Here is a 1,222-nt window from a genome sequence, read left to right as displayed (position 1 = left end):
AGCGCCGCTCCGGGTGGCCGTGCCGGCCTCGGCGGCGGCCCGGTCGGCCTCGGCGAGGGCTGCGTCGGCCCGGCCGATCGCCTCGGCAAGGGGGACGTCACCCGCCAGGAGGTCCCGCACCTGGGAGAGTGCCTTCTCGTCACCGACCGCCTTGAGCTTCTCCGGCAGCCACTTGGCGTTGAAGTACCACTCGCCGCCCACCGTCACCCTGGCGTGCAGTGCGTGCAGTGCCGCTTCCCTGGCTCTCACCCGTGCCAACCGGGGGTTGCTGCCGGCGAGCCAGCCGGCTGCCGTGCGGCAGCGCAGCGACTCCGTCACCCACCAGCGGGCCAGGACGTCACCCAGCCACGGTCCGCGCAGTTCCTCCAGCCACGACCGCCACGGTTCCGCGCCCTTGAGCGGCAGCCCGAGGGCCAGTCGGCTCACGGTGTTCAGGGAGCGGCGGTGGTGGTTCCAGCCGGAGCTGCCGACGGTATCGGTCTGCGGCCACCGCGACGCGGCGTCCGGCGTCGCAAGTTCCGCGGCGACGGCCCGGACCGCTGCCGCCTCCCGCACGGTCACGTCGATGAGGGTGCCGAATCGGTGGGAGGTGATGGGCATCCGGGTGATCCGGCCGTGGTCGACGAGGACCAGCAGGTCGAGGTCGCTGCGGTGGGTGCCGAAGCCGGCGAGCACGGACCCGGCCGCCACCGCCAGCAAGGGCTCGCCGTGTCCCTGGTCGGCCTCACCGAGCAGGTCGTCGAAGGTGAAGGAACGGGCCGCCAGGAACGCGTCGAGCCGCGCGCGCAGTGCGGTGTCCGTTCCGAACGCCGTCTTGGGTGGTGCTGTCGACAACGACTGCCTCCTCGGTCATGGGGCACACGCCAGGCCGCTGCTCGTGCCGCAGCGCCGCGACCTCATCCTGGGCCGTCGGCGCGAGGCGGCGTATCCGGTGTTCCACTGCCCGAAACGCCGGCGCACTCCGGTGCCTGCGCTGTGCCTAAAGTCCCTTTCCAGCAAGGCCGTTCATCGGTCGGGCGCCGTTGAGTCATCACCCACCACATCGTCCGCAGGACGCACAGTGATGCACGACAGCGGTCCCTTCCGAGCGTCGCGGGTTCTCGCACACCCCGCGGCGGGGCTCCTCTCGGGCCGGGACGGCCGGCGCACTCCGCGCTTGCCGCCGGCCGGCGTGGAGTACCAGCGGGGCGTGCCGTCCGGCACCGCTCCCGGGTGCGCGGCG

General features: G+C 73.2%; 1 protein-coding gene. It reads right to left on the bottom strand.

The features are described from left to right. On the bottom strand, positions 1-834 hold an 834-nt coding region (locus ACYVE9_RS27465; protein WP_461030593.1), incomplete at its 3' end, for a hypothetical protein. Between the last annotated feature and the right edge of the window lie 388 nt (positions 835-1,222).

The organism is Streptomyces sparsus, assembly GCF_054776295.1.
Note: the sequence above shows the minus strand (reverse complement) of the source record. Positions and strands in the feature narration are given on the sequence as shown.